Raw genomic sequence first — 15693 nt, 5'->3', positions numbered from 1 at the left:
GTCTCCGGCGTGAGGAACTCCCTGAGATGACCACCAGCCCGATATCCGCCCCGGCGGCTCCCGCAGCCGACCACGGCTCCGCCCGCGCCCTGACCGGCAAGCGGCGCATCGCCTTCGCGAGCTTCGTCGACGAGGACGACCTGCCCGGTTTCCTCGTCCTGCTGCGCTCGCTTGCCCTGTCGAACCCAGGCGTCTGCGAGGACTTCGTCGTCCTCCACGAGGAGCTGAGCCAGGCCTCCGTCGCCGCCCTGCGCGAGCTGCACCCGCGCGTGGTCCTCCGCCGTGTCGACGCCGACCGCTACGACGCGTACGCCAAGGGTGACCAGGACAACGACCTGGTCCGCAAGGCGTACCTCCCCCTCGACGTCTTCCGCGTCCGCGACTACGACACGGTGATCACCCTGGACGCCGGCATGATGGTCCTCGGCCCGGTCACCGAACTCCTCGCTCTGCGCCACGGTCTCGCAGCCGTCCCGCGGCCCCTCGACGACGACAAGGTCCGGGTGTTCGACGGCGGCCCGCTCGTCATCCAGAAGGAGTACCTCACCGACGAGGTCTGCGCCACGATGGACGAGATCGGCCGCAGCGGCACGTACGAACTCGACAGGCACGGAGCGGGCGTCATCAGCGCACTCTTCGACGGCGACCTCGTCGGCCTCGACCCGAAGTACGGCCTCGTCGAGGGCAGCCTCTCCGGCGGCCTTCCGCTCCCGCAGGACACCGCGGTACTGCACTTCACGGGCCGGGACAAACCCTGGCAGGGCGGTGCGACCGGACACGGCCTGGCGCGGGAACGGTGGGCCGAGTTCGACATCACCGACGCCGAACTGCACGCCGCCTACCTCGGGTCGCCCGGCCCCCACCACCACGACCTGCTCGTCCACTACGGCACCCCGCACGTCGAGCGCACCCGCGACGTCGGCACCGCCCGCCGGGTCGCTCTCGCCCACATAGGCGCCGGTGACTACCAGAGCGCCGTCGACATCATGGAGCGCGTGCACATCCCGGTCGACGAGGCCTGGCCTCACGAGGTCTACGGACAGGCCCTGCTGAGCCTCTCCCGCTACGCGGAGGCCCGCGCCCAGCTGCTCCTCGCCGCCGCCGACCCCAACCGGGCGGCGACCGCACTCTCACGGCTCGCGCAGATCGCCTGGGTGCACGGCGACGACGCCCAGGCGCAGAAGTACGCCCTGTCAGGGCTCGACATGGAACCCATGCACAAGGCCGGCCGCACCTGGCACCAGCGTGCGATCGGTGTGCCCGTCCAGCAGGCGGGCAGCGCCGGGGACCAGCTCGCCCACGTGGCCTTCTACATGGACCGCCAGGGCAACGCCGGTGACAAGCTGCTACCGGAGAGCGTCCGGCTCGCTTTCGGTCCCGACACCACCGCCCGCCGCTGGCACCCCGTGCACGCCCACCGTCTCTTCGACGAGGCGGCCCTGGAGCGCGTCAACGCCCGCCGGGGGCTGGTCATCGGGGGCGGCGGCCTGTTCATCCCGGACACCATGCCCAACGGCAGCAGCGCCTGGCAGTGGAACGTTCCCGACGAGCTGCTGAACCGCATCGACGTACCGATAGCGGTCTACGCGGTCGGCTTCAACGCCTTCGACGGCCAGTCCTACCGGGCGGAGAGGTTCCGGTCCTCGCTGAGCCGGCTCGTCGAGCGGTCGTCCTTCTTCGGGCTGCGCAACCACGGCTCGATCGAAAGGGTCCGCGCGATGCTGCCGGACCACCTGCACGACAAGGTGCGCTTCCAGCCCTGTCCGACCACGGTCACCCGCCGGCTCGTCGCGGACTGGCAGGACCCGGCCGAGCGCGAGGACACCATCCTCCTCAACGGCGCCTACGACCGTGCCGGACTGCGCTTCGGCCACGACTACGGTTACTTCCTCGCCCAGCTGGCCAAGGCCGTCCACGAGCTCGGGAAGCTCGCCGAGGTCAAGTGCGTCGCGCACTCCCTCGACGACGAGAGGCTCGCCTTCGACCTGCGCCGCGAGCACGGCGTGTCGTTGCCCGTCATCCCGATGTACGACTTCGGCAACGACGAGATCCGTGCCGTGTACGCCCGCACCAAGCTGGTCATCGGTATGCGGGGGCACGCCGGCATGATCCCGTTCGGCTGCGGTACGCCCATCATCAGCCTCATCTCGCACCCGAAGATGGCGTACTTCCTGCGTGACATCGGCCGGCCCGAGTGGGGCGTCTCGGTGCACGACCGCGACCTCGCCGAGCTGCTCGTGGAACGCTCCCGCGATCTGCTGGACGACCACCCGAAGACCGTCGCCGACGTGCACGGTCTTCAGCGGGAACTGTGGACGATCACCCAGGCGAACGCCGCGGACCTGCGCGTCATCCTGGCCGGCTGAACCCACCCGGCGGCTCACCGGCGGCCCGCAGGGCGGCGTACCGAGGGCGGGCGGACCACCAGCCGGTCCGCCGCCCGCCCTCCATGCGCTGGTGCGCGGCGCCCGCGCTCAGCGGCGTACCGCCTTGCGCAGTGCACGCGCCTGCCGCACCACTCGACGCGCGGTGGGGTTGCGGGGCACGAAGGCCAGCCGCTCCGGGAAGCCGCCGGGAAGCCCGAGCGAGGTGAGCCTGCGGCGCCTGAAGTAGCGCTGGGTGCGCGGCCCGAAGTGCTGGGTGAGATAGCGCTCGGTCGCCGGGCGCAGACGCGGATTGACCTGGGGCTGCATGGTGAACCCGAGCGTGGTGACCAGGCCGTCCAGTTCGTCGGCGGGGATGGCGGCGATCCCCTTCCTGTCGTCCAGGTTCGGCAGCAGCGCGTCGGCCAGCGCGACCGGCACACGGTTGCTGTTCTGGTAGGGCGTCAGGCGTTCCAGCATCAACTCGGTCCCGATGCTGGCGACCGGCAGGTCGTAGAAGGCCGACGCCGTGAACAGTGCGGTGGAGAAGCAGCCGATCACCAGGGCCGGCCGGGCCTTCTCGAACAGCACCTCGGCCAGCACGGGCGTGTCCAGGACGGTGAGTTGGACGCCCAGCCTGTCGGCCTCGGCCTCCAGAGCGCGGCTGTAGCGGGCCGGCGCGGTCGGGTGCGGCTTGAAGACGATGGCACGGTGTCCGCGGCCCACCGCCCCTCGCATCATCCGCACATGCAGGTCCTCCTCCTCCTCCGGGGAGATGATGGACAGCGCGGACAGATACTGGCCGAGCAGGAGCGCCGCATGGTCGGGCAGGGCGGGCAGCTCCGGCAGGGCGTCGGCGAGCCTGCTCATCACCTTCTGGAACGCCGCGGTCGGCACGACCTGCGCGGGCACGTCGAACTCGGTCAGCAGCAGCGGCGTCAGCCCGGGCACCAGGTCCAGGTGCAGCAACCGGCGCACGCGTGTACCCACCAGCGGGTCGAGCTTGTTGCGGGTGGGGCCGTAGCTCATGAGCCCGTCGGCATAGACATCGACGGGGGCATCGGTGAACAACTGTGCTAGCGTAAGCGCCGGGTTGACCTGGATGGATTCCAGGGCCAACTCCACTTGATCGTTGCCGAGATCCCACAACAGCCGTAGATAACGCTCCAGTAGCGGGATGTCGTCATTGCGCGGCGACCACGCTCCGGGGTGAAACGGACGGATCGCTTCATTCCATGAAATAACGGCGTCGAAGTGATCGCTCAGCGAAGCGAACCCCGGCATCTCGTCAACTGCCGGAGTGGTTTCCGGTGTTGCCGAGTTGTTGAACACCAGGAGCAGACGGCGGTCCGCCACGGCGAACTGGTCTGACTCGATCGCGGCGACCAGGGTGGCGGCGCCGTACAGCGTCGAGGCGCAGAAGATCTGGGTCTTGCGGGGCATCAGGCAGCCGCCTTCGCAGTGGTGATCCGGCGTCGCAACCGCCGCAGCTTCGAGGAACGGCTCAGGTCCATGGTGTCGAGGACCTCGCCGAGCATGTCCTGAGGCATCCGCTTTATTGCCGCTGCGCTCATCGACCGCAGTTGCCTGGCGACGGCCGGCTCGAACTTGTTGATCTCCGACAGGTGGTGGGCGATGATCGCGCAGTACGTCCGCACGGCCTTGGGTAGCAGCTGATCGGCCTCCGGGTCCGCGGCGGTGTCCTCGATGACCTGATCGAAGGCGCGGATGAAGTCGAGTTGACGGACGTCACCGATCTGAGTGAGCGAGGAGGCAACTCCCCGCCGGTAGAAGATGCCCAGCAGACTCACCACGGCGAACGACTCCGCCTCGCGGTGCAACTTCCAGATCCATGGCCGGTCCTCGGCGGTGCGCAGCCCGTCGGTGAAGTGCAGCAGACCCCGGTCGAGCAGCCTGCGGTGGTAGGCGCCGGCCCAGGCGTAGGCGTAGTCCACCGAGGTCGACCGGTCGGCGGGCAGAATCGCCTCGCGCGGATTCAGCACCACTTGGCGTCGCCCGTGCGGGACCCGGTGCACGCTACGGGCGCGGGCCGTTGCCTGCACATGGTCGGTGCGGATGAAATCGCAGCCCAGCCCCTCGATGGCCGAGACGAGTTCGGTGAGGTAGCCCGGTGCGAGCCAGTCGTCGCCGTCAAGGAAGGTCAGGTACTCGCCGTTCGCCGCGTCGAGGCCGGTGTTGCGCGCGGTGGCGAGCCCCCCGTTCGTCTTGTGGCGGATATGGCGCACCTGGGCGACTTTCGAGAGTTCGCCGACCGCCCGTTCGAGGATCGCCGGCGTCTCGTCCTTCGAGTGATCGTCCACAAGCACGAACTCGAAGTCGGTCCGGGCGTTCAGGTGCAGACTCCGGAGGGTTTCCGGGGCGTACTGCTGCACGTTGTAGAACGGCACGACGACAGAGAGCTTTGGCATGCCGACGGGCGCGGGGGAGTGCTCGGCCGAGGAGCTTTCCGTAAGGGGTACGGAAGGTGAACTCGACGTATCGGGAGGGGGCATTGCGTGTACTTCCTGGTCCTCGAGGGGCTAGTTGGGCTTTTGGGAGTGTGCTGTTAACTTCTTGTTGAGATTCGATTGGGTCAAATCTAAGAAATGGTTCCTAGCGTGTTGGGCGTGCCACCAAGTACAACGAGTACAACGAAGCCCCCGCGGATTGCGGTACTCGCGGACTCCGACACCCGCTGGAAATGGGGTGCGCTGACCGCGGACCGCATTGCCCCTGGCCCGTCCATGGAAGCCGGATCGCGCGCCGACGCGCAAGTCGGTGCCTCCCTGAGCGGATTCCTGCTGCGCGGCCGGGCCACGCCCACGCCGCGCCAGCTGGCGGAAGTGGGTGTCCGCGCCGATTCCATCCGGGAGGTCACGGCCGTAGAGTTCCTGCGCTGCATGGAGCAGGAGTCGTACGACGTCGTCGTCCTCGCGCTGGTCGGTGGGGCCGTCCAGGCCATGCTGCACGGGCTGCGGCGGATCTGGGAGGGGCGCGCCGAGCGGCCCGTGATCGTCACCGGCTACGTGGGTGTCGTGTACGAGAAGCTCGCCGACGGACTGCTGCTGCGGCACGGTGCGGACCTTGTGCTGGCCAACTCCCGCCAGGACGCGGACCGTTTCCGAGGTGTGTACGAGGGAGTAGGTGCCGACGCCTCGGCGGTCACGGAGGTTGCGCTGCCCTTCCTCGGCGGAGCCCCCTACCGCAAGGGGAACGACCCGTACACGGTCGTCTTCGCCGCCCAGCCCTCCGTACCGGACAGCCGCAAGGACCGTACCTACCTGCTCGACCGGCTGATCCGGCACGCGAAGCTGCACCCGGACCGCGAGGTGCTGCTCAAGCTGCGCTCCAAGCCGGGCGAACACACCACACACATCGAGGAGTTGCCCTACCAGAAGCTGGTCCAGAAGCTGGATCCGCCGGCCAACTTCCGCCTTGTCTACGGGCACATGGGCGAGGTCCTCGACCGCACCGACCTGCTCATCACCATCAGCTCCACGGCCGCCCTGGAGTCCCTGCACCGCCGTATCCCGACCGTCGTCCTCAGCGACCTCGGGGTGCGCGAGTCGCTCGGAAATCATCATTTCGTGGGATCGGGATGCCTGGCATCCTGGGACCAGCTCGACGACGGATACCAGCCCTCGCCCAACGCGGCCTGGGTGGCCCGGCAGGGCGTCGCCGCAGATGGGGCGTACGAGACGGCCTTCGACGTCGCCCGGTTCCGCATCAGCGAGTTGCTGGAAGCAGCCGCGCTCCCACCCCTCGCCCCCTACTACACGCCCGTCACCGCGCCCGGATACCTCCCCGGTATCCTCGCTCGCCACCACCTCGCCCCGGACGGCACCCCGCTGCCCGGCGCCCCCGCGGCGGACCGGGAACCCAGTCCCGTACGGCAGATAGTCCGCCGGGCCGCCCGTGGCGCCTACCGCCACGGTGTCCAGCGTGTGGCGCCGGTCATCCGGCGGATGGGCGAGCTGTGAGCGCCCCCGTCCCACGCGTCCCTCGTCAAGGAGAACAGCGAATGTCCAACTCGGAAGCCGGTCAAGCGGGTCAGAAGGCGCCGGTGCGCCGCGTACTCGCGGTGATTCCCGCGCGCGGCGGCTCCAAGGGCGTCCCCGCGAAGAACCTCCTCCCGGTCGGAGGGGTGCCGCTGGTGGCCCGCGCCGTGCGCGAGTGCCGCGCCGCGCGCCTCGTCACGGACGTCGTGGTCTCCACCGACGACCAGGCGATCGCCGCCGCCGCCCGCCAGGCCGGCGCCGAAGTGGTCCTGCGCCCCGCCGCCATCGCCGGTGACACCGCGACTTCCGAGGCCGCCGTTCTGCACGCCATGGACGCCCACGAGGCCCTGCACGGCTCGCCGGTCGACGTGGTCCTGCTCGTCCAGGCCACCAGCCCGTTCATCATCCGCGAGGACATCGACGGGGTCTCGGCCGCCGTCGTGGAGAACGGCGCCGACACCGCGGTGACCGTGGCCGCCTTCCACGGCTTCATCTGGCGCGACGCCGACGACGAGGCCACGGCCATCGAGGCCACGTCCACCACGGCCACCGCTTCGGTGGACGGATCATCGGTGACCGTTGCCAACAAAACGGTCACAGGCGGCGGTTACGGCGTCAACCACGACAAGGCCTTCCGTCCGCGCCGCCAGGACCGACCCCAGGACCTCCTGGAGACCGGTGCGGCATACGCGATGGACGCGACCGGCTTCCGCGAGCACCAGCACCGCTTCTTCGGGCGTACGGAGCTCGTGCGCACCGACCCCGCGCGGGTGCTGGAGATCGACGACCCGCACGACCTTGCCCGCGCGCGGGCGTTGGCGCCCCTCTTCGACGCCAACCGCCCCGGCACACTCCCGACCGCCTCCGACATCGACGCGGTCGTCCTCGACTTCGACGGCACCCAGACCGACGACAGGGTGCTGATCGACTCCGACGGACGGGAGGTCGTCTCCGTGCACCGCGGCGACGGCCTCGGCATCGCGGCCCTCCGCAAGAGCGGCCTCTCGATGCTGATCCTGTCCACGGAACAGAACCCGGTCGTCGCCGCCCGGGCCCGGAAGCTACAGATTCCGGTGCTCCACGGCATCGACCGGAAAGATCTCGCACTGAAGCAGTGGTGCGAGGAACAGGGCATCGCGCCCGAGCGCGTGCTCTACGTCGGCAACGACGTCAACGACCTCCCGTGCTTCGCCCTGGTGGGCTGGCCCGTGGCGGTCGCGAGCGCCCACGACGTCGTGCGCGCCGCCGCACGCGCGGTCACCACCGTCCCCGGCGGCGACGGCGCGATCCGAGAGATCGCCAGCTGGATCCTCGGCCCTTCTCTCGACTCCCTCGACAAGTAAGGAACCACACCCCCATGAGTAACTCCCGTCTGCGCAGCTTCGGTTCGAAGACCGCCGGCCCCGGCCACCCGGTCTATGTCGTCGGCGAGATCGGCATCAACCACAACGGCGAGCTGGAGAACGCGTTCAAGCTGATCGACGCCGCCGCCGAGGCCGGCTGCGACGCCGTCAAGTTCCAGAAGCGCACCCCGGAGATCTGCACCCCGCGCGACCAGTGGGACATCGAGCGTGACACCCCCTGGGGCCGCATGACCTACATCGACTACCGCCACCGGGTGGAGTTCGGCGAGGACGACTACCGCAAGATCGACGAGTACGCCAAGAGCAAGAACATCGACTGGTTCGCCTCCCCGTGGGACACCGAGGCCGTCGCCTTCCTGGAGAAGTTCGACGTACCGGCCCACAAGGTCGCTTCGGCCTCCCTCACGGACGACGAGCTGCTGCGCTCGCTGCGCTCCACCGGTCGTACGGTCATCCTCTCCACCGGCATGTCCACCCCGAAGCAGATCCGTCACGCGGTCGAGGTCCTCGGCTCGGACAACATCCTGCTCTGCCACGCCACGTCGACGTACCCGGCGAAGGCCGAGGAGCTCAACCTCCGCGTCATCAACACCCTCCAGGCCGAGTTCCCGAACGTCCCGATCGGCTACTCCGGTCACGAGACGGGCCTCCAGACCACCCTCGCGGCGGTCGCCCTCGGCGCCACCTTCGTCGAGCGTCACATCACCCTGGACCGCGCAACGTGGGGCTCCGACCAGGCCGCCTCCGTCGAGCCGCAGGGCCTCGTCCGCCTTGTCCGCGACATCCGCACCATCGAGGCCTCCCTCGGTGACGGCATCAAGAAGGTCTACGAGTCGGAGCTCGGCCCGATGAAGAAGCTGCGCCGCGTCACGGGCGTCGTGGCGGAGGCGGAGATCGCCGACGCCGCCGGTGAGCCGGTCTCGGTCTGAACTCCTTAGGACGGGACGGTCGTACGTCGATGAGCCCCCGCGCCGGATTTTCCGGCTCCCCCACTCTCGCTTTCGTCGAGAGTCCGGTACAGCTCCTGAACGTGCTGGAGTGGGCGCATGCCCATGCCCTCGGGCCCGCGCAGGACAGTGCTCCGGCGCCCGGCGGGGCGCCTGCCGGGGAGGCCGCCGGTCCGCCCGGCGCGGGGCTCACCCTTGTCGTCCTCTCGCCCAACGACCCCATGACCCGCGGCCAGTTGCGCCGCATGGCGGACCTGGCCCGCGACGAGGGCTACGAGGTCCGCTGGGAGGAGGCGCGCAGCGGCACCGCGGCCCCCTTCCAGACGATCGGCGGCCTCGCCCCGCTGCTGCGCAGGGCGCACCGCATCGTCATGGGAGACCCGTTCTCCCGCTACGTACAACTCCTGCTGACCATCACCAGGGCCCGCGACCTGGTGGTCGTGGACGACGGCACGGCGACGATGGAGTTCGTCGCCCAACTGGCCCGCGGTGAACGCCTGGTGCGCTGGCACCGGCGCGGTGGCCGCCCCGGCCCGCGCGATTTGCTCTTCGCGCCGGTCTCCTCCTCGGCCCGCCGCCGCCTCACCCCCTCCGCGAGACGCACGGTGGAGGTCTTCTCCTCGATGCCGATCGACTCGGCCCCGGAGGGCGTCCGCCTCACCACGAACGACTTCTCCTGGACCCGCGCCCGCTTCGGCCCGCCCCGCATCACCAAGGGTGCGGACATGGTCGGCACGTCCCTCGTCGAAACCGGCGTCGTCGACCCGGACCACTACCTGGAAGCGGTCCGCACCCTCGCCAAGGCCCACGGCGCGACCCGCTACTTCGCGCACCGCCGTGAGAGCACCGAGAAGCTCCACCGGCTGGCCACGGAGATCGGGCTGGAGATCGTCCGCCCGGACCTCCCCCTCGAACTGATCGCCCGCCGGGGCCCCATCGGCTCCACGATCCTCAGCTTTCCGTCGACGGTCGTGCACACCCTGCCGCTGGCGCTGGTCGGCACCGAGGTGCGGGTCGCGGTGTGCGACATCGACCCGGCGTGGCTCACCAAGAGCGCGTCGCCCCGGGCGGAGGGGTTCCTGTCGGGGGTGACGGGGACGGCGAGGGACGTGACCCGGTTGTCGGCGGTGACGGTGACGCCGGTGACGGTGACGGTGACGCCGGTCTGACCCGGTGCCGCTCCGTCCTGTCCTATCGTTTCCGTTCCTGTCATGGTGGCGGGACGGCGGGTGGGGGAGGGGGAGTCGTGGCGACTCGGAGTGAGCGGTCGCGGATGGCGGCCACGGGGGACGACCACCGGGTGACACCGGCGGAGCTCTTCTTCGACCTGGTGTTCGTGTACGCGATCACTCAGGTCACCGCGCTGATGGCGGCGGATCCGACGGCACTGCGGCTGCTCGGCGGGGCCGTGGTGCTCGCGCTGCTGTGGTGGTGCTGGTGCTGCTTCGCCTGGCTGGGCAATGTCGTGAGGGCCGACTCCGGGCCGGTGTTCGGGGTGCTCATCGCCGTGATGGCGGTCGTACTCGTCGTCTCGCTCACCGTGCCCGAGGTCTACGCCGACGCACCGGGCGGCCTGCCCGCGCCCCTCGTGTTCGTGCTCTGCTACGGCACGGTCCGCATCCTGCACCTCGTCACGTACTGGCTCTCCGACCGCGAGGACCAGGCGCTGCACGCCACCCTCCGCCGGACCGCCCTGCTCTCGGTGGCACCGCCGTTCGTGCTGCTCCTGGTGGGCAGCACCTTCACCGGGATCACCCAGATCCTGATCTGGCTGGGCGCCGTACTGATCGACTACCTCGGCATCTATGTCACCGGATCGTCGGGCTGGCGGGTGGCCTCGCCCGGGCACTTCTCCGAACGCCATGGACTGATCGTCATCATCGCCCTGGGCGAGTCGATCGTCGCCATCGGGGTCGGGGTGTCCGGACTGCCGGTGAACGCCCCGGTGCTCCTCGCGGCCCCCGCGGGCCTGCTGGTCGTCGCCGGGCTGTGGCGCCTGTACTTCCGCCGGATCAGCGAGCCCGCCGAGCACCGCCTGGCGGCCCTGGAGGGCGACGACCGCACCCGCTTCGCCCGCGACGTCTACACCTTCCTCCACCTGCCCCTCGTAGCCGGAGTGGTCCTCACCGCCCTCGGCATGAAGAAGACCCTCCAACAGGTCGCCGACACCCATCACCACGACCTGTCCGAGCCGCTCCACGGCGTGGTGGCGTGGGCGCTCACCGCCGGCGTCGGCCTCTTCGTCCTCGCCGCCGCGGCCATCCTGCTCCGGACCACCGGGCGGGCCTCCGTCGCTCTCATCGCCGGAGGGCTGCTCCTCCTCTGCGCGGGCCCGGCGGTCGCCGTCGTCCCCGCGCTGCTCGCGCTCACGCTGCTGGCCGCGGTCGTGGCGGCCCTCGTGTTCCTCGACCGGCGGACGGCCGACGGCGGGGCTTGAGCAGGCCCACGGCGTCAGGGAGAGGGCGGCGGCCCGCAGGCCGATCAGCACGGCGGCCACGATCGCGAGGACGGCGGCAGGGGGCACGTCCTTGAAATCGCCGACGCGCAGGTGCGTGCCGTGGTCACGCTGTTCGCGCTGAGCGACGGTCCGCCGCGGCACGGTGAGCCGGCCGAGCTGATCGACAGTCACGGTGTGTGCCGGAGTCGACCCGGGGCGGTGACGGTTCCGGGATCACGGGGCTGGTTGTGAGACCGTGGGGAAGGAGTACGGGAATGGGCTCGGGTACCTCGGGCGTTTCCGCTGGGGAGTCCCGGGTGATCCCCGACGGGCCGACTCAAGATCCAATCACCCGGAAAGCCGGGCGAGTTTACCCATCCTCACCAATAGCTATGCGTTGTGCGGCCAGATTTTCTTCCCCTAACAGGTTGAACTTTTGTTGATCGTGGGTCAGTTGGCCGCCCCATCGCCCTACCCTTCAGAGGGTGAACCAAGTGACGTCCCGAGAGTCCGAGGCCGATCTCCCCGGGGAAGCCGTGCTCCCCGGCGCGCTGCCCGAGGCACTGCGCGCCGAACTTGTCGCGTTCCGCCGCGACTTGCACATGCACCCCGAGCTCGGCAACCAGGAGTTCCGCACCACCGCGGCACTCAAGGCCCGCCTGGAGCTGGCGGGCCTGGAGCCGCGCGTGCTCGACACCGGTACCGGACTCGTCTGTGACATCGGTGACCGGGACGGCGCAGGCCCCATGCTCGCCCTGCGTGCCGACATCGACGCGCTGCCCATCCCGGACACGAAGACCGAGTGCGCCTACCGGTCGACCGTGCCCGACCGTGCGCACGCCTGCGGACACGACGTGCACACGTCCGTCGTGCTCGGCGCCGGTCTCGTCCTCGCCGAACTGCACCGCGAGGGGCGGCTGCCGCGTCCGGTGCGGCTGATCTTCCAGCCCGCGGAGGAGGTGCTGCCCGGTGGCGCCCCCGACGCGATCGAGTCGGGCGTCCTCGAAGGCGTCGGGCGGATCATCGGCGTGCACTGCGATCCCAGGGTCGACGCGGGGCGCATCGGGTTGCGGCACGGCGCCATCACCTCCGCGTGCGACCGGCTCGAAGTCGCACTCGACGGCGCCGGCGGCCACACCGCGCGCCCCCACCTCACCACCGACCTCGTCACCGCCGCCGCGCGCGTCGCCACCGACGTCCCCGCCCTGGTCGCCCGCCGCACCGACGCGCGCAGCGGGCTCGCGGTGACCTGGGGGCGCATCGAATCCGGGCACGCCTGCAATGTGATCCCGAACCACGCCGAGCTCTCCGGGACCGTGCGCTGCCTGGACCTGGCCGCCTGGCGGGCCGCGCCCGACCTGGTGCACGCGGCGATCGACGAGATCGCGAACCTCTACCGGGCGAAGTCCGAGATCAACTACATCCGTGGTGTTCCGCCCGTCGTCAACGACCCGGCCGTCACTGACCTGCTGCGGGCCGCCATGACCGTCCGGCGGGGTGTGCACTCCATCGAGGACACCGAACAGAGCCTGGGCGGCGAGGACTTCTCCTGGTACCTGGAGCACGTGCCCGGCGCGATGGCCCGGCTCGGGGTGCGCACGCCCGGCGAGCGCGTCCCCCGCGACCTGCACCAGGGTGACTTCGACGCCGACGAGTCGGCGATCACGGTGGGCGTGGAGCTCTTCACCGCGGCGGCTCTCCTCGACGGGGAGCCCCTGCTCGGCGCGGAGCTTCTCCTCGACACGCAGCCCCTTCTCGACACCGGGGCGTGAGGGAAGGGCGCGACCCCCGTTCACCTCCGGGTCGCGCCCCTCGCCCCCATTCGGGTAGCGCCCCACACCCCTCCGTCGTAGCGTGGGCTCCGGAGACTCGTAACTGCTCGCCCAGTCACGCATGCCGCGCGACCCGCACACGGATCGTCACCGGAACGGCAGGTGTTCTGTCCCCAAGTGTGCCTTTCGACCCCATAGTTCACAGGGACGTAACCGGCCATCGGCACGAATGGATAACGGCCAGGCGAAACACCGTTCCCTGAACTGTCTACGCGCGTTAATGTGCGCCGAACTCAGCACCCACTGCGGGGCTTTGGAGAATGGGGAACCTTCAGATGCGTCGGATATCCAGCCTGACCCGTGTCGCGGTGGGGGTCGCGTCGCTCGCACTCGCGGCCACGGCTTGTGGCGGCACCAGCAATGATGCAGGCGGCAGCAGCAGTAGCGAGAGCAGTGGCGACCTGGGTCTTGCCATCGCCTACGACATCGGCGGCAAGGGCGACCAGTCCTTCAACGACGCGGCGTACGCGGGCCTACAGAAGGCGCAGAAGGAGTACGGCTACAAGACCGCCGACATCGAGCCCACCGACGGTGAGACCGACGCCGACAAGGAGCAGCGGCTCGCCTCGCTGGCCAAGCAGGGCTACAACCCGGTCATCGGTATCGGGTTCGCGTACGGCCCCGCGTTGACGGCCGTCGTGAGCAAGTACCCCGACACCACCTTCGGCATCGTGGACTCGGTGGTAGAGGGCGCCAACGTGGCGTCCCTCGTCTTCGCCGAGCAGGAGTCCTCCTACCTCGCCGGTGTCGCCGCCGCCAAGGCCACCAAGACCAACACCGTCGGCTTCGTGGGCGGTGTGGACATCCCCCTGATCCACAAGTTCGAGGCGGGCTACAAGCAGGGCGTCGAGGACACCAACCCCAAGGTGACCGTCCTGTCGCAGTACCTGACGCAGACCGCCGAGGAGGGCGGCTTCTCCAGCCCCGACAAGGGCAAGGCGGCCGCCGAGGGCCAGCTGGAGAAGAACGCGGACGTCATCTACCAGGCCGCCGGCCTCTCCGGCCAGGGTGTGATCGAGGCCGCCGCCAAGGACAAGAAGTGGGCGATCGGCGTTGACTCCGACCAGTACAACCAGGAAGCCCTCGCTCCTTACAAGGACTACATCCTGACCTCCGCGCTCAAGGACGTCGGTGGCGCGGTGTACTCGCTCGCCAAGTCGGTCAAGGACGGCAAGCCGCTCACCGGCACGCAGACCTTCGACCTGAAGGTGGACGGCGTCGGCCTCGCCGACAGCAACCCGAAGATGGCGGAGATCTCCGGCCTCACCGACGCCGTGGCCAAGGCCAAGGCGGGCATCATCGACGGCACGATCAAGGTCAAGACCGAGTAGCGACCCGCCTGTACGGGCGAACGCGAACAAAGTCACATCAGGCGGGCGGGTGCCGGAAGGTGCCCGCCCGCCGCCGTGTCCGTCGCAGGTCACCCACCGCCACCGCGCCTTTGCGGTCGGCAAGGCTCGACCCACCAAATGAGCGCCGTCGGGCACAGCCGCATAACAAGGTGGACAGAAGGGGTTTTCTAGTTGGTCTACGCGCGTTAATCTGCGGCGAAGCCAGCGCCGAAGTCGTTCCGTCAGGCGCTTGTACGACAGGAGCACAACTCATGCGCCGGGTTCCCCGCATCGCGCTCGCAGGCGCCGCGACCGCCTCTCTCGCCCTCGTTCTGTCCGCCTGTGGCGGCACCTCGACCTCCGCAGGCTCGTCGGAGTCCAAGGGCGACCTGGGTCTCGCCATCGCCTATGACGTCGGCGGCAAGGGTGACCAGTCCTTCAACGACGCCGCGTACGCGGGCCTGGAGGAGGCGCAGAAGGAGTACGGCTACAAGACCGCCGACGTCGAGCCCACCGACGGTGAGACCGACGCCGACAAGACGCAGCGCCTGGTCTCGCTGGCCAAGCAGGGCTACAACCCGGTGATCGGCATCGGCTACGCCTACGCGCCGGCCATCAAGGAAGCCGCGGCGAAGTACCCCGACACCACCTTCGGCATCGTCGACGACTCCACGGTCGAGACGGCGAACGTCGCCGACCTGGTCTTCTCCGAGCAGGAGTCCTCCTACCTCGCCGGTGTCGCCGCCGCCAAGGCCACCAAGACCAACACCGTCGGCTTCGTGGGCGGCGTGGACGTACCGCTGATCCACAAGTTCGGTGCGGGCTTCGAGCAGGGCGTCAAGGACACGAACCCCAAGGTCACCGTCCTGTCGCAGTACCTGACGCAGACCGCCGAGGAGGGCGGCTTCTCCAGCCCCGACAAGGGCAAGACGGCCGCCGAGGGCCAGATCGAGAAGAAGGCCGACGTCGTCTACGCGGCGGCCGGTCTGTCCGGCCAGGGTGTCATCGAGGCCGCCTCCACCGCCAAGGTGTGGGCGATCGGTGTCGACTCCGACCAGTACAAGCAGGAAGCGCTGAGCAAGTACAAGGCCTCCATCCTGACGTCCGCGACCAAGGACGTCGCCAAGGCGGTCTACAACCTCGCGAAGTCGGTCGAGGACGGTAAGCCGGAGACCGGTATCGTTCGGGGCGACCTGAAGTCCGGTGAGGTCGGCCTCGCCGATTCCAACCCGGCGTTCAAGGACGACACCGCTATCCAGGATGCCGTAGCGGCAGCCAAGGAGAAGATCATCAGCGGCGAGATCAAGGTCAAGACCAGCTGACGAGCAAGATTTCAGGAGCAGCCGAGTGGCTCCGGAGAAGTTCAGGAAGGCTCTTTCCGGGCCGCCCGCTCTTCTCCGGAGCCGCTTGGTAACCGCGGG

The 15693-nt window shown here is 69.5% G+C and carries 11 protein-coding genes; 9 read left to right on the top strand and 2 right to left on the bottom strand.

What is annotated here, in order from left to right:
• Nucleotides 1-26: 26 nt before the first annotated feature.
• Nucleotides 27-2366: a polysaccharide pyruvyl transferase family protein gene (locus ACIPC1_RS29870; protein ID WP_402522496.1), complete on the top strand. Its 2340-nt coding sequence runs from the start codon at nt 27-29 to the stop codon at nt 2364-2366.
• 108 nt (nt 2367-2474) lie between these two features.
• On the opposite strand, the gene ACIPC1_RS29865 is transcribed toward ACIPC1_RS29870, so the two are convergent.
• Nucleotides 2475-3806 (bottom strand): alpha-2,8-polysialyltransferase family protein, encoded by a 1332-nt coding sequence (locus ACIPC1_RS29865; RefSeq protein ID WP_402522493.1) that lies wholly within the window; start codon nt 3804-3806, stop codon nt 2475-2477.
• On the bottom strand, nt 3806-4792 hold the full coding sequence (locus ACIPC1_RS29860; protein ID WP_402522491.1) for a glycosyltransferase family 2 protein: 987 nt from the start codon (nt 4790-4792) through the stop codon (nt 3806-3808). The genes ACIPC1_RS29865 and ACIPC1_RS29860 overlap by 1 nt, the downstream gene beginning before the upstream one ends.
• Nucleotides 4793-4969: 177 nt before the next feature.
• On the opposite strand from ACIPC1_RS29860, the gene ACIPC1_RS29855 reads away from it, so the two are divergent.
• The 8 genes from ACIPC1_RS29855 (at nt 4970) to ACIPC1_RS29820 (ending at nt 15594) form a co-directional block, all read left to right on the top strand.
• Nucleotides 4970-6343, top strand: a complete 1374-nt coding sequence (locus ACIPC1_RS29855) for a DUF6716 putative glycosyltransferase (RefSeq protein WP_402522489.1) — start codon at nt 4970-4972, stop codon at nt 6341-6343.
• 41 nt (nt 6344-6384) lie between these two features.
• Nucleotides 6385-7704: a cytidylyltransferase domain-containing protein gene (locus ACIPC1_RS29850; RefSeq protein WP_402522487.1), complete on the top strand. Its 1320-nt coding sequence runs from the start codon at nt 6385-6387 to the stop codon at nt 7702-7704.
• A gap of 14 nt (nt 7705-7718) precedes the next feature.
• Nucleotides 7719-8654 (top strand): N-acetylneuraminate synthase family protein, encoded by a 936-nt coding sequence (locus ACIPC1_RS29845; RefSeq protein WP_402522485.1) that lies wholly within the window; start codon nt 7719-7721, stop codon nt 8652-8654.
• 29 nt (nt 8655-8683) lie between these two features.
• Nucleotides 8684-9841 (top strand): hypothetical protein, encoded by a 1158-nt coding sequence (locus ACIPC1_RS29840; RefSeq protein WP_402522483.1) that lies wholly within the window; start codon nt 8684-8686, stop codon nt 9839-9841.
• 77 nt (nt 9842-9918) lie between these two features.
• A complete protein-coding gene (locus tag ACIPC1_RS29835; protein WP_402522481.1) occupies nt 9919-11109 on the top strand; it encodes a low temperature requirement protein A in 1191 nt (396 codons plus the stop codon).
• Nucleotides 11110-11594: 485 nt separating this feature from the next.
• Complete coding sequence (locus tag ACIPC1_RS29830; RefSeq protein WP_402522479.1) at nt 11595-12881, top strand: amidohydrolase; 1287 nt, start codon at nt 11595-11597, stop codon at nt 12879-12881.
• Nucleotides 12882-13216: 335 nt separating this feature from the next.
• Nucleotides 13217-14272 (top strand): BMP family protein, encoded by a 1056-nt coding sequence (locus tag ACIPC1_RS29825; RefSeq protein ID WP_402522476.1) that lies wholly within the window; start codon nt 13217-13219, stop codon nt 14270-14272.
• 272 nt (nt 14273-14544) lie between these two features.
• Nucleotides 14545-15594: a BMP family protein gene (locus tag ACIPC1_RS29820; protein WP_402522473.1), complete on the top strand. Its 1050-nt coding sequence runs from the start codon at nt 14545-14547 to the stop codon at nt 15592-15594.
• Nucleotides 15595-15693 lie beyond the last annotated feature (99 nt).

The sequence above is a fragment of the Streptomyces sp. NPDC087263 genome, from assembly GCF_044744645.1.
Lineage (GTDB): Bacteria > Actinomycetota > Actinomycetes > Streptomycetales > Streptomycetaceae > Streptomyces.
The sequence above is the reverse complement of the archived record's forward strand: the minus strand, read 5'-3'. Positions and strand labels throughout refer to the sequence as shown.

Coding starts and splice junctions, on each gene's coding strand:
- ACIPC1_RS29850 (WP_402522487.1), top strand. CDS start 6,385: ATGTCCAACTCGGAAGCCGGTCAAGCGGGTCAGAAGGCGCCGGTGCGC.
- ACIPC1_RS29845 (WP_402522485.1), top strand. CDS start 7,719: ATGAGTAACTCCCGTCTGCGCAGCTTCGGTTCGAAGACCGCCGGCCCC.
- ACIPC1_RS29865 (WP_402522493.1), bottom strand. CDS start 3,806: ATGCCCCGCAAGACCCAGATCTTCTGCGCCTCGACGCTGTACGGCGCC.
- ACIPC1_RS29855 (WP_402522489.1), top strand. CDS start 4,970: ATGGTTCCTAGCGTGTTGGGCGTGCCACCAAGTACAACGAGTACAACG.
- ACIPC1_RS29840 (WP_402522483.1), top strand. CDS start 8,684: ATGAGCCCCCGCGCCGGATTTTCCGGCTCCCCCACTCTCGCTTTCGTC.
- ACIPC1_RS29825 (WP_402522476.1), top strand. CDS start 13,217: ATGCGTCGGATATCCAGCCTGACCCGTGTCGCGGTGGGGGTCGCGTCG.
- ACIPC1_RS29820 (WP_402522473.1), top strand. CDS start 14,545: ATGCGCCGGGTTCCCCGCATCGCGCTCGCAGGCGCCGCGACCGCCTCT.
- ACIPC1_RS29870 (WP_402522496.1), top strand. CDS start 27: ATGACCACCAGCCCGATATCCGCCCCGGCGGCTCCCGCAGCCGACCAC.
- ACIPC1_RS29860 (WP_402522491.1), bottom strand. CDS start 4,792: ATGCCAAAGCTCTCTGTCGTCGTGCCGTTCTACAACGTGCAGCAGTAC.